Consider the following 12,953-nt stretch of genomic DNA (forward strand, 5'->3'; position numbering starts at 1 on the left):
TCATTAAAATGAAACAGTGACATGATACACATTTATTATGATTCTAGAACGGGGAACGTACAACGTTTTATGGATAAAGTAGCTCAGATAACGGGTTGGCAAATTCATAAGATCACCGCCGATTTAACGGTAAAAGACCCTGGTCATTTGGTCACTTTCACCACAAATTTTGGACAGGTGCCCGAAAACACAAAAGAATTCATGAAACGCGAAGCAAAAAATATCTATTCTGTTACTTCCAGTGGCAACCGCAACTGGGGACCGAATTTTGGTCTAGCAGCTGATCGCATTTCACAGGATTTCGACATTCCACTGGCGTTCAAATTTGAACTGTCCGGAACAATGGAAGATATTAATCAATTTATTGACATCTTAAAGAACTTTTGCGATGGTAGCAAACGAAGTAGCAAAAAACTGGATATTGCTTAATAATGAAATCATGATTAAGCATGATGACGAATTCAGCTTACATAAAGATAAGGAAGCGGTTCGTGCATATTTCTTGGAATATGTAAATAAGAACACAGTGTTCTTTTATACATTAAAAGAAAAAATAGACTATTTGGTAGAAAACAACTATTATATTGACTTTTACCAATGGTTTACATTTGAAGAAATGGAAACGGTATTCAACTATGTGTATGCGAAGAAATTCCGTTTCGAATCTTTTATGGCGGCATTTAAATTCTTCCAGAGCTACGCTTTACGTGATGACTCTGGCGAGAAGTTTTTAGAGCGTTATGAAGACCGTGTAGTTGCTGTTTCCTTGTTCTTGGCAAGAGAAGAGGGTGTTCAAAAAGCAATTGAGTACGCAGAAATCATGATCAATCAAGAATATCAGCCAGCGACACCTACATTCTTAAATGCAGGAAAGAAACGCTCGGGTGAATTGGTATCTTGTTTCTTGGATGAAATCGGCGACAACTTAAACGGTATCGGTTATGCTGTTGATTCCGCAATGAAGTTGTCTTCTATCGGTGGTGGTGTATCGTTCAATATCTCTAAAATCCGTGCTCGCGGAGAAGCTATCAAAGGTGTTGAAGGCCGTGCCGGCGGTGTACTTCCAATCATGAAGATTATGGAAGATACATTTTCATATGCTAACCAGTTGGGACAACGTCCGGGTGCTGGTGCAGTATACCTCAATATTTTCCACTCTGACATCGAAGAATTTTTAGATTGTAAAAAAATCAACGTTGACGAAAAAGTACGTATCAAATCATTGTCGATCGGTATCATCGTTCCTGATAAATTCATGGAATTGGCAGAAAAAGATGAACCTTGCTATTTGATCTACCCACATACGGTGATGCAAGAGTATGGACAATTCTTGGATGAGATGGATATGGACAAGATGTACGACGAATTGATCACGAATCCAAACGTGAAAAAGAAAAAAATCAATGCCCGTCACCTTTTAGTTAAAATTGCACAGACACAAAAAGAATCAGGATATCCTTATATTTTCTTCAAAGAGAACACCAACCGTGCCCATGCATTGAATGAAATCGGTCAAGTGAAATTCTCGAACTTGTGTACTGAAATCATGCAAGTATCTCAAGTATCCGATATTGAGATCTATGGTAAACAGGATACGATCCGTTATGGTATCTCCTGTAACTTAGGCTCCTTAAATATTGCGACTGTAATGGACAACAAACGTATCAAAGAGACCGTAAAAACGGCTATGCGTGCTTTGACTGTCGTTACAGACGTGACCAATATCGATATGGTTCCATCTATTGCAAAAGCAAACCGTGAGTTACATTCTGTAGGGCTTGGTGCAATGAACCTCCATGGTTACCTTGCAAAAAGCTTCATCATGTATGAATCTAACGAGGCGCTGGATTTTGCCAATACCTTCTTTATGATGATGAACTATTATTCATTGGAAGCATCGATGGAAATTGCCAAAGAACGTGGTAAAACATTTGTTGGATTTGAAAAATCAGCCTATGCCGATGGCACGTATTTCAACAATTACATAAACCGCGATTACATACCTAAAACAGCTAAGGTAACGGAGTTATTTGAAGGAATACATATTCCAACAGTAGAAGATTGGTTGGAATTAAAAGCAAAAATCAAAGAACATGGTATTTACCATGCTTACCGTTTGGCTATTGCTCCAAATCAATCGACTTCGTATATCATGAATGCAACCGCATCAGTCATGCCAATCGTAGATATCATTGAGGTACGTGAGTATGGAGATAGTACAACTTACTATCCAATGCCATACTTGACAAACGATAATTATTTCTATTTCAAATCGGCTTATGATATGGATCAATTCAAGGTCTTAAAATTGATCTCGGTTATCCAACGCCATATTGATCAGGGTGTGTCTACAATTTTGCATACAAACTCAAAGGATTCGACAAGAGATTTGTCTAGATATTATATCTATGCACATAAATTGGGATTGAAATCCCTTTATTATACACGGACAAGAAAATCGACCATCGACGAATGTGTCTCTTGTTCAGCTTAATTTTGAGATTTTAGTATTTGGATATATAATGGGAGAAAGTCAAAAGTTGCCTACGCCATTGGCGGCTTTTGGCTTATCTAAAATCAACAATCCAAATACGTGATAATAAATGCCTAATACTTTAAACTAAAAATGAGTAAAACATATAAAGCTGTCAACTGGAATACCCCTGAGAACGATTATGTATTGATGTTCTGGGAACAAAATATCCGTCAATTCTGGATCGATACGGAATACATTCCTTCAAAAGATATCGATAGCTGGAAACGTATCAGTCCAGAAATGAAAGATGCGTATAAAAAAGCTTTAGGAGGATTAACCCTATTGGATACCCTTCAAAGCCATACTGGTATGCCTAAAATCATCGATCATATCGATACATTACAGAATAAAGCTGTATTGTCGTATATGTGTATGATGGAAGCTATCCATGCAAAATCGTATTCCACTATTTTCACGACAGTTTCTACAACCGCCGAAATAAACGACATTTTCGAATGGGTTCAACAAAATAAATATCTTCAATACAAAGCAGAAACGATTGATGGCTACTACCGTGCGATCGATAAAGAAGATGCTTCGGACGAAGAGATTTATATGGCGATGGCTGCATCCGTATTATTGGAGTCATTCTTATTCTATTCTGGATTCTTCTTGCCGTTATGGTTATGTGGACAAGGTGAAATGGTTGCTTCTGCCGATATCATTAAGAAAATTATCGCAGACGAATCAATTCATGGTGTATTCGTTGGATTAATAGCCCAAGATCAATTCAAAAAATTAAAAAATCAAGATCAGGTAAAAGCTCGTTTCTTGGCCTTGCTTTACAATTTGTATGAAAATGAGCTGAAATATACAGAAGAGATCTATACTGAAGTTGGCTTAACTGCAGAGGTAAAAGAATATGTTCGTTACAATGCCAACAAAGCATTGATGAATTTGGGCTTTGATCCGATCTTCGAAGTAAAACAAGTCAACCCAATCGTATTGAATGGTTTGAATACTGAAACGACACAACATGACTTCTTCTCTAAGAAATCAACTAACTACGAAAAAGCAACGGAAATTGTCCATCTAAAAGATGATGACTTCAAAATGGATGTGGTCGTAGATATATAATATTGACGGTTCGTCAAACAAAAAGCCCCAAAGAAAATTCTTTGGGGCTTTTTGTTTGACGGGCAACGACTATTGTTGGAATGCTTTGATCGCCTGTCCGCGCCAAGCGGCATCAAGCGGTGCACCAAGCAACCATGTTAACGTAGGCGCGATATCATAAATCATCAAAGTTTCCTTGATTTCTTTTCCTTTTGGCACACCAGGTCCGGTCATTACCCAGGGAATCTCCACCTCGGCCAGCGATTTACCACCGTGTCCTTTTCCTGTACCGCCGTGATCCGCAGCAATAACAAAAATTGTTTCGTCTGCAATTCCTGCATCTTTTACAGCTTGCTGTAAGGTACCAATACGTCTGTCGACCTGTTTTAGTTCAGCATAGTATTCCGGTGTATTGTGCCCGATATTATGGCCTACACCATCAGGTTGGTCGAAATGCACAAAAGTAATCGTCGGTTTCTCCTTTTTTATGATATCCACGGTGGTACTCAAAGCCGCTTCATCATCATCCTTAGTGTTAATGACCTTTTGCACGACTTTGTTGTCGATCAAATAGCCTATACCCGGCCAACTATGTACCACAGCAAACTGCGCCTTGGGATTTTTGCTGGCAACAGCATTAAATAAGGAAGGAAACATTCCGTTTGCTGTTTTGGTTGTAGAAGGGATCTCGGGTGTCTTGCTATCCCATTCTGTATATCCATGCGCGGTAGGACCAGCGCCCATAATCATGGAAGCCCAGTTTACAGCACTAGAGGAAGGTAATACGGTACGTACATGTGTACTATATGTCCCCTCCTGCATCATCTTTTTAAGATTTGGCATTTCCGCTTTTGGTAAAGCATAAGCTCCAAAACCGTCAAAACCAACTAAAACAATGTGTTTGATCTTTTTGCTCTGTGCCGATACAGCACTTGTGGATAGCCCCAGTACGATCAATGGTAATAATAGATTTTTAATTTTCATCTGTATAATTTTTTTTTCAATTGCGATGAAGCTATCAGATTTATTCATTCCCTAATGTGATTGAATAAATCATGATGGTTTCATAATAAAATAACTTGGTATTCAATCAGTACGCAACCTCCTCAAGCTTTCTTGTATCCAGAATAGATAACCTGATGTTCCCGCCTATCCAATGAATCGTTCACATGCTAGATCAAGGTTTATCGATCATATTTTACAAGTCACGCTGGTAATAAGTTGACCTACCTCAAAAATAGAAATTTTACAGCGTCTATTATGTTAAGTAAACATTATTTAATCTCTCTAACCAATATGTTACAGAACAAAAAAAAGACGCTGAAAAATTATTTTCAGCGTCTTAACCTTATACCGTTTTACATCGATTTTAATACCCAGCTTTTGCCAACCGTGCATACATTTCGACAAAAGCACATTGATCGAGCAGCCATTTCGATTTATGTTGATCTTTCAGGGTCCAGTCTGCACTAAATAATCCTTCTTTATCGCGCATATGCTGCCAGGCAAATTCAAGATTCTTCGCAAACACTGTGAGGTACTTTTGGTCACCGTTCACTAAAGCGAGCTCTATGTAACCACGCATCATGACAGCATGAAACCACAAATTGCTATTTTTCAATTTTGGAAAATCCAATTTCTCCTTCGTTTCGAAAAAATAGCCGAAACATGCCTCAGCCAGCTGTTGTGCCTCCTCGAGGTACCGTTTATTTTTCGTTAACTTATAAAGCAATGCAGCTGCCTGTAACATTTGTCCGGCGTTGTACGAAAACTTAGCTTTTCCAATGTTTCCATTGAGCTGCATATTGTCCCAATATAACTTATCTTCGGGATCCTGAAGATTTCTTTTTGTCCATTCATAAAGACGCTCCCCTTCTTGCAGATAGTACCTATCATTGGTTGCCATAAATAACTTCAGTGCAAATACACTTGCTGGTGCATTCGAACACGTATTTTTAGATTCCTTTTTCTGTTCACACCAATAAACGCCACCGCCTAATTTATCATCCTCCCCACTCTTTACAAAATTCCAGATCTCTTTGGCTGAAGTCAGGTAGTTTGTTTTCTTTGTATGGATATAGCTATCTGTAAAATCGATACCCAACCAGATATTATCGTCATAAAAACGATCCGAGGGAGGAGCTGTATTTAAATAAGAAGCATAGCCAATAGGCGACCTACTTTCATCCCTATATTCCTGTAATCCCATCAGGACTTTTTTGTCGAGTATGAACTGAAATGCCTTTTTTGTTTTTGGCAATTCCATCAAGGCATTTACAGCTGAGAAACTACCCGAGAAAGGCCATAGGTAAGCATATTTCTTTTGCTGCGCTGCCTGTTGATTATTATCCAGATAATCAGCTTTGAAGTTTTCATCAAAGGGATATTTTTCAGCCAAGAGCTGATTCTTGGTATTTCCAAACTTGCTATAGATGCTATCTAAAGTTTGGATAGCATAGTTTTGAAAATTATTTTTTTGTGCAAATAAGGTTGCACCAATAAAGTTCAAGAGAAACAACGTAAAATATCTTTTCATGTGTTTTAGGTAAAAGAATAGTAGACACCCCTGTCGGCATCTACTATTCCTGAACATTAATAACCAGGGTTTTGTTTTAAATTGGGATTCATCGATATCTGTTGCTGAGGTATTGGATACACTGTTTTGCTGTCAGAAGAAGGTTTATGATCCCACCAAGTTGCTGTATGAAATTTGCCGAAGCGGATTAAATCCTCCCTTCTAAATCCTTCAAAAATAAATTCACGTCCTCGCTCTGCCAAGAGCTCGTCAAGTGTCAGTGTGCTGGTGGTATACTTTGCTTCACTCCAGTCTGTATCAGAAAAGGCTCTCTTTTTACAACTATTAATCAAATCGACAGCTTCTTGTGAAGGGCGTCCTCCATTTTTTCGCATCAATGCCTCGGCTTTCGCAAAATAAATCCAGCTTAGACGATAGACGTTCCAATCCGTATTGTTGTAATTTGCATTCGCAGGTATTTTAACACCGTTGACAGTACCCTCTACAGAGTTACCAAGCTTATATTTATTAAATCGGATACCACTATTCTCTTCTCCATCGCTCATTGTAGAAGACGTACCTCCAGTCTTAGCCCTTCGAATATAATCAACAAAAACAAGCTGTTCTCCTTTGTATTCCTCCGAACCTTGCACAATTTTACCGTCCACAAACTTAACCATAGGTCCGCTTAAAAACCATTCTTTTTTTCGCAAATCTTTTTCGTTATATTGATCGAAAACACCCGGAATTAACACAATACCGTTATTGCCAGTTCTTCCCCCACCATAGATCTCGCTTTGTACAAAATGATAAAATTCCCCTGGAAATCCAGGTTCAAAGTCTGCTGTCTGATAATCGTAGGCAATTGAAAAAATAGTTTCCTTAGACATGTCATTGGTCGGCACATAGGAATCTGTTAAATTTGGATCTAATGCCATGGCACCATTCAAACCTCCTCCAGCGCCCGATATCAATTTATCAGCTGCCGCAATACAATCGTCCCATCGCGGTTGACCAGACCATCTTTCAGCATTCAAATATAGTTCAACGAGCATTGCATAGCCTGAAGCCTGAGAGACTCTTCCCAGCATACTTTTTGTTAATTTAGGGGCTGAACCAATGTTATCTAAAATTTCCTTTTCAATAAATTCAAAAACCTCTTTTGTAGAAGAAGGTAGAGGCAAGGGCTCCTCTGCTGAACTCGGGGCTTTGGTAGTTATTGGAATATTGCCGAATAAATCCATTAGCTTTAGATAATGTAATGCCCGTAAAAGCTTTAGTTCAGCAATAAACTCATTCTTTTCAGCATCTGTTATCCCCATGCGAGCCACGTCAGATTTTTCGAGAATATCAATGGGGCTATTACACAAACCTACTCCCCAATACATCAATACCCATGCGTTGTTTAACCCACCTTCATCTACTGTCCAAGTATGATAATGCAGCCTTTTCCATTTGCCTCCATCTTCTCCATGCCGCCCTTTGGTCGGCCAGGCCAATTGATCTGCGGATAATTCTGCTGGCCGCCACCATCCATCCTGCCCTGACGGTGATATCCACGCATTTGCATGCGTGTATGGACGCAATACAGCTGATATAACCTCATTCTTATTTTTATAAAAATCGTCCGCTACAATGATATCATAAGCGTTTTCATCTAAATTTGTACAACTTGATGCATTAATTACGCAAGCTAAAAATAAAATCTTAACAATATTTTTCATAATACTATCTATTAAAAACCAAAATTTACACCAAACAAAAACGATCTCGTATTGGGATAAGGTCCTCTACTATCAATACCTAAACGTTGTCCATTTACTTCATTACCCAGCCCCGTATCCAATACAAAATCAGGATCATTCCCTGAATACCCTGTTATTGTTGCCAGATTTTGAGCCGTCAAATATATGCGCACATTATTCACCCAAGTGTTACTTTTCAATTTAAATCGATATCCCAATGTAACTTCATCAATTTTTAAGTGACTACCACTTTCCAAATAGTAATCAGAATACATATAGGTATCATTAATATCTTTATATTTGGTGAAAGCATCTCTCAAAAGATTCTCTGACCAGACCTTATTGCCATAAGAAAGTGCCGTTGTATTTAAGATATCATAATCGAATTTACCCCGCATAAAAATTCTCAGATCAAAATTCTTATAGGAAAAATTATTCGTCCAGGAAATATAATATTTGGGGACTGCATTTCCTATTACCGCTAAATCAGAAGAATTCAAATCATCTCTTGAATTATTAATTGCATCATTGTGCACAGCTTCGCCATTTCGGTTATAAAAAAGCCATTTTCCTTCATCATCAAATCCGGCAAATCGTTTACCAAAAAATTCACCGATCTTGTGCCCTTCGTACGTTGTGAATGCATCGCCCAATGCTCCTGCTCCGCCGATTTCACCAAATGTTTTATATTTTACTTTAAATATATCATTCGAATAACTATCTAAAACATTTTTTAGCGTACTAGCTGTAAAATCCATGTTCCACTTAAAATTCTCACGATCTATAGCACGATAGCTAAGCGCTAGCTCAATACCCTTTGAAGAAAGTGTACCTACATTGGAATATATATTATTTCTTATATAAGGAGGCTGTGGGGTAGTATATGTATCCAAAAGATCAACAGTTTTTCGTTGAAAAACATCAATTGAACCTGAAAGCTTATTGCTCAACATTGTGAAATCAACACCGATATTTGTTTCCTTCTTCGTCTCCCACCGCAAGTTTGGATTCGGATTACGGTCGGGTCCGTAGGTTTCTCGGTAGGACTCATCAGGGAACAGATATTTTCCTCCTCCCCCCAAAGTTAATCGAGAGGCATTATTAGCAAAGCCCGTATTTCCCGTTTCGCCATAACCTGCACGTAATTTTAAATTATTTATAAAACCGATATCTTTCATAAAATCTTCATTGCTGATGTTCCATCCCACTGATACTGCCGGAAAACTCCCCCATTTGTTATTTGCTCCAAATTTAGACGAACCTTCACGCCTTAGAATAAACTGAGCCATGTACTTATCCGCGTAGGTATAATTTACCCGGCCAAAAAAGGCGATCAAAGTATTGTCATTCTTATAGCTGTCCATATTAGCACGTCCATCCCGAAGCGCTTGTCCTTCCGACAAATTATCTTCATGGAAATTATTATTTATAAATCCCCTATTGTCTGCACTTTGTCCCTCGTCTTTCTCATAACGATAACTATATCCTGCTAATGCTGTGATTGCATGTTTTTCGGCAACGGTAGTGTTATATTGAAGTGTCGGTTCAAATGCATATTTTTCATTCAATAGATTGGATTTGGAAGCATATCCCCCACCCGGATAGTCTTGATCTTCTAAAGATGCTTCACTATTGAGCGCTCTATAAGCACCATCTGTATAGGAATTACGTTGTACCGACCCAAAAACACTGGCCTTTAATCCCTCAATTATATTTAAATCTGCTTTTCCGTCTAAAGAAGATGTCTGTTGTTTCCGATAACTTGTTTCAGTAAACAATCGAGCAAATTCATTTGTACTCGTTCGGTCATAACGAAAAGATCCATCATCGTTATAATTTGAGAGCGTCGGATTTTTCGTAGCTTCACTTTCCCAGCCACCACCGCCTAACAAGTTCGCATTGTTCGTATTGGTAGCGATATTGAGGAGAAAATTCAAACGATCGTTAAAGCCCTTCTGGTTTATACTCGTTCTCACTGTATATTCCTTTCTTGAATTTTCCTTTGCAATACCTTCCAAATTTCGGAAATTGACACTTCCACGATAGGTAGTTGATTCATTACCTCCAGACAGTGAAAGGTTATGATTTTGTGAAAAATTATCTTTATTAATCAATTCATCAAAAAAATCGGTAGAATGGCCAAAATCAGTTTGTTTTAGCTCACCAGATGCAATCTTATCCCTAAACTCTTGTGGAGTTAAAAAATCAGGTCTATTATAGACAAAATCTTTGCGAAAATAACTGGAATAGTTGAATACCGATTTACCAGGTTTTCCCCTTTTTGTCGTAATCAGAATGACACCGGCATTGGCGCTTGTTCCATAAATCGCAGCTCCGGATCCATCTTTCAGCACATCTATAGACTCAATATCATCTTGTTGTAGTAGATCCGGATTACCTCCAGGTATCCCATCAATAACAAACAATGGACTGGCACTACCAGTGACAGAAATCGCGCCCCGCAATTGAGTCGCTACACCTGAATTAGGATTTGACCCACTTCTAGACACCTGCAATCCCGCGACCTTTCCTTGAATGAGATCCAACGGGTTTCTCGCGCCGCTTTGACGAAATTGGTCTGCACTTACATGGGCTACTGAAGAAGTAACTTCCCTTATTTTTTGCGTACCATAACCGACAACTACAACCTCTTCCAACTGACTTTGGTCTTCTTCCAATTGAACAGAAATGGTATCGCCAGAAACTGTAACTTCTTTCGCTTTGTAACCAATAGAAGAGACAACCAACACGTCTCCCTGTTTAGCATCCAAAGAAAAATTACCTGACACATCTGACTGTGTCCCCTTCGATGTTCCTTTAACAGTGATGTTTACACTTGAAATTGGCTTTCCATCAGCATTCAAGACTTTTCCCTTAATTTGTTGTTGGGGCTTTTTCGATTCCGTTAGAAAAGAGTTGCTTAACATCCTTTGAGAAGAGACAGTAGCCTGCGCATGCTGCATTGCTCCTGCGATAAAAATCAAAGATAAGAATAGCTTAGATTCTCCTTTTAATCGCACAACTGTTTTTAAATCAATTTTGCTCATATTTTTATTATGGTGATTAGTATATAAAACGATTTAGCTTATTGGCAAAGGCATTTTTATTTATTATTATTTATAATAGTTGCCGAAAACAGTGATTATTGTGTTATTCAATACACATCATTATATCGGAAACATTTAGTATTAAATATTAATTGAGTATCGGCACGTGATTCAAAATCGCCATCCTATATCAGCAAAATCGGTTTTGCTAAGAAAGTAAAAAAAATGGAAGCTATTTTTTAAATATACGTTGGATTTCCTTCTTTGGTTTATTATTTAGTTCAAGTGTATGATTCGATCGTTAAGATAGGTATTTTTAATTTTAAATCAAAAATAATTTAGAATTATTGTTTTTATGAAATTCAGTTAAAAAGCAACTTATATCCCATAAAAAAGAACTCATGAATATTCACAAGCCCTATTTTTATACATTGATAAGATAAAGGGTAGATTGAATACCCTTTATCTTATATTAGTTATGTCTATTGGTATCCTGGATTCTGAGTCAGTTTATTATTACGCTGTATCTCATCAGGAGAAATAGGCCATAATAAGTCGGATTCTTTAAATGTTGCTCCAGAGCCATTCTTTGCACCAATCAATGGAACAAAATCTACTTTTCCAGCTTCTGTTGTAGAAATAACAGGGAACATTTTAGTTCTAACAATATCGTCCCACATTTTAAATTCCAATGGGAACTCGCGGAGACGCTCTTTCCAGCATTCTTTCACAAAATTTTCTGCTGATAATGTTTGCAATTCGGCCGTATAAGCAGAAACTGATTTTCCTTCTGTATTAGCACGAGCTTTGACCTTCGCTAAATAACCCGCTGCTTCCGCACTTACACCCGTTGATTTAGCAATACTCTCAGCGGCAGTCAATAATGCCTCGGGATAGCGGTAAAAATTCCAGTCTTTTGTACCCCTCCCTGTTGTCAACAATGCCTGTTCATCCACATAATACCATATTCCTGCATCTGTAGATGTCCATGTTTTACCGTTAATCGGATTTGTATATGACCAATGGTAGAACTGATTTGGTTTAATCCTCAAATCTTTTTTATCATAAACATTCAAAAACTGCTTAGTAGGGCCAAAAACACGCTCAAATATCGAATAAGTAGTAAATACAGAAACTGCCGAAGAACTAAAAGCAGTCGCTGTTCGCGCACCACTATTATTAATAGTTTCATCAAACTCCTGTGCATATATAACCTCATCTAAGTCATCAGTCTTACGCAGTAAGTTATATGCACTACTCTGCTCAAGATCAATATTTTCAGTCATCTTATGCGGAGAATTCACCACAATTTTAGCTGCTGTTGCCGCATCTGCGTATTTTCCCTCTTGCAAATAAACATCAGCTAAGAGCATTGCTGCTGCATATTTAGTAATGCGATGCCCATTCTCTGCGAATTTTTTTGCAGGCAATACTTCAACCGCACTCTTTAAATCTTGCTCGATCAACTCATATATTTTCGCAGCATCTGTACGCTCTATGTAAAGTGGATCAGTCAAGTTTTCGTTAGGGAGCGTATACAACGGGAGTGCCCCGAATGTTTTGACAAGGTAAAAGTAGTTATAAGCTCTAAAGAATTTTGCCTCTGCCAACAACGTATTTTTCTTTGCCTCATTTGGCATACTTATTTCTGGAATGTACTTTATACCTGCATTGGCAATATTAATCGCTTTAAAACCTTCATCCCAGATCGTATTCATCGTTGGCGAGATGATATTTGTATTTTGTTGTCGCGTCAATTCACGGGCGAATAAACTAACACGTTCTTGTCCTTCGTAGCTATTTGTAAAATATCCAGTCAAAATAGTATTGATCGAGGCTGTAGATCCAAGGTAAGAACCGGTAGAAGAATAACGTATTGGCGCCCCGCGACGATAAAGTGAATTTACAGTTGCTTCGGCCTGTCCTTCATTCTGATAATAACTTATTAACGATAAGTTTGAGCCCGGATTTTCTTCCAAAAATTTATTACAGGATGTTGTCAATGCCATTCCGGCTAATAACAACATGATTAATTTAGTCTTCATCTTTTTAAA

The 12,953-nt window shown here is 38.1% G+C and carries 8 protein-coding genes; 3 read left to right on the plus strand and 5 right to left on the minus strand.

Going from position 1 to position 12,953, the window contains the following annotated elements; genetic code table 11:
- Positions 1 to 21: 21 nt before the first annotated feature.
- The 3 genes from nrdI (at position 22) to nrdF (ending at position 3,613) form a co-directional block, all read left to right on the plus strand.
- A complete protein-coding gene (gene nrdI, locus M2419_RS17135; protein WP_053003630.1) occupies positions 22 to 429 on the plus strand; it encodes a class Ib ribonucleoside-diphosphate reductase assembly flavoprotein NrdI in 408 nt (135 codons plus the stop codon).
- Positions 389 to 2,494, plus strand: a complete 2,106-nt coding sequence (gene nrdE, locus M2419_RS17140) for a class 1b ribonucleoside-diphosphate reductase subunit alpha (RefSeq protein ID WP_153844284.1) — start codon at positions 389 to 391, stop codon at positions 2,492 to 2,494. Before nrdI ends, nrdE begins: the two co-directional genes overlap by 41 nt.
- Positions 2,495 to 2,626: 132 nt before the next feature.
- On the plus strand, positions 2,627 to 3,613 hold the full coding sequence (nrdF, locus tag M2419_RS17145; protein ID WP_070570180.1) for a class 1b ribonucleoside-diphosphate reductase subunit beta: 987 nt from the start codon (positions 2,627 to 2,629) through the stop codon (positions 3,611 to 3,613).
- Positions 3,614 to 3,682: 69 nt separating this feature from the next.
- Here nrdF and M2419_RS17150 read toward each other — a convergent pair whose 3' ends face one another.
- The 5 genes from M2419_RS17150 to M2419_RS17170 form a co-directional block, all read right to left on the minus strand.
- Positions 3,683 to 4,576 carry an alkaline phosphatase gene (locus tag M2419_RS17150; RefSeq protein WP_153844285.1) on the minus strand — a complete coding sequence of 298 codons (894 nt, stop codon included), beginning with the start codon at positions 4,574 to 4,576 and terminating at the stop codon, positions 3,683 to 3,685.
- A gap of 385 nt (positions 4,577 to 4,961) precedes the next feature.
- On the minus strand, positions 4,962 to 6,128 hold the full coding sequence (locus M2419_RS17155) for a glycoside hydrolase family 76 protein (protein WP_159727373.1): 1,167 nt from the start codon (positions 6,126 to 6,128) through the stop codon (positions 4,962 to 4,964).
- Positions 6,129 to 6,184: 56 nt separating this feature from the next.
- Positions 6,185 to 7,831, minus strand: coding sequence for a RagB/SusD family nutrient uptake outer membrane protein (locus M2419_RS17160; protein WP_153844287.1), 1,647 nt, complete (start codon positions 7,829 to 7,831; stop codon positions 6,185 to 6,187).
- An 11-nt stretch (positions 7,832 to 7,842) separates the two neighbouring features.
- Positions 7,843 to 10,899 carry a SusC/RagA family TonB-linked outer membrane protein gene (locus tag M2419_RS17165; protein ID WP_227550055.1) on the minus strand — a complete coding sequence of 1,019 codons (3,057 nt, stop codon included), beginning with the start codon at positions 10,897 to 10,899 and terminating at the stop codon, positions 7,843 to 7,845.
- Positions 10,900 to 11,381: 482 nt separating this feature from the next.
- Positions 11,382 to 12,944: a RagB/SusD family nutrient uptake outer membrane protein gene (locus tag M2419_RS17170; RefSeq protein ID WP_153844288.1), complete on the minus strand. Its 1,563-nt coding sequence runs from the start codon at positions 12,942 to 12,944 to the stop codon at positions 11,382 to 11,384.
- Between the last annotated feature and the right edge of the window lie 9 nt (positions 12,945 to 12,953).

This window comes from Sphingobacterium sp. BIGb0116 (assembly GCF_024808035.1).
Taxonomy (GTDB): domain Bacteria; phylum Bacteroidota; class Bacteroidia; order Sphingobacteriales; family Sphingobacteriaceae; genus Sphingobacterium; species Sphingobacterium paramultivorum.